At 54.2% G+C, this 1,085-nt stretch carries 1 protein-coding gene; it reads right to left on the bottom strand.

Annotated elements, in window-relative coordinates; translation table 11 throughout:
• The coding region (gene tuf, locus C7434_RS21870) for an elongation factor Tu (protein ID WP_133745900.1) at positions 1-1,085 on the bottom strand (1,085 nt) is incomplete at both ends.

Raw genomic sequence — 1,085 nt, 5'->3', positions numbered from 1 at the left:
ATCAGGGTAACAACCATTTTGATGTTGTCGCCTGGCATAACCATTTCAACGCCTTCTGGCAGCTCTACTGAACCGGTCACGTCAGTGGTACGGAAGTAGAACTGTGGACGGTAGCCCTTGAAGAACGGAGTATGGCGGCCACCTTCGTCTTTAGACAGAACGTAAACTTCTGACTCGAACTTGGTGTGCGGCTTGATGGTGCCTGGCTTCGCCAGAACCTGACCACGCTGGATGTCTTCACGCTTGATACCGCGCAGCAGAACACCACAGTTTTCGCCTGCCTGACCCTGGTCCAGCAGTTTGCGGAACATTTCAACACCGGTACAGGTTGATTTCGCCGTATCTTTGATACCCACGATTTCAACTTCGTCGCCGACTTTAACAACACCGCGCTCAACACGACCGGTTACTACAGTACCACGGCCAGAGATTGAGAATACGTCTTCGATTGGCAGCAGGAACGGCATGTCGATAGCACGAACCGGATCCGGGATGTAGTTGTCCAGGTGGTTAGCCAGCTCAACGATCTTCTCTTCCCACTCTGGGTTGCCTTCCAGCGCTTTCAGTGCTGAACCGCGAACGATTGGAGTATCGTCGCCCGGGAAGTCGTACTGTGACAGCAGGTCACGGACTTCCATCTCAACCAGCTCCAGCAGCTCTTCGTCATCAACCATGTCACACTTGTTCAGGAACACGATGATGTAAGGAACGCCTACCTGACGACCCAGCAGGATGTGCTCACGGGTCTGCGGCATTGGGCCGTCAGTCGCAGCAACAACCAGGATCGCGCCGTCCATCTGCGCAGCACCGGTGATCATGTTTTTCACATAGTCGGCGTGGCCCGGGCAGTCAACGTGTGCATAGTGGCGAGACGGGGTTTCATACTCAACGTGTGCAGTGTTGATGGTGATACCACGTGCTTTTTCTTCAGGGGTGCTGTCGATCTGGTCGAACGCACGCGCCTGGCCGCCGTTGGTTTTAGCCAGAACGGTGGTGATTGCTGCAGTCAGGGTGGTTTTACCGTGGTCAACGTGACCGATGGTGCCCACGTTTACGTGCAGTTTGTTACGTTGAAATTGCTCTTT

The sequence above is a fragment of the Pantoea sp. PNA 14-12 genome (assembly GCF_004364735.1).
In the GTDB taxonomy this organism is placed as follows: domain Bacteria; phylum Pseudomonadota; class Gammaproteobacteria; order Enterobacterales; family Enterobacteriaceae; genus Pantoea; species Pantoea stewartii.
Note: the sequence above shows the minus strand (reverse complement) of the source record. Positions and strands in the feature narration are given on the sequence as shown.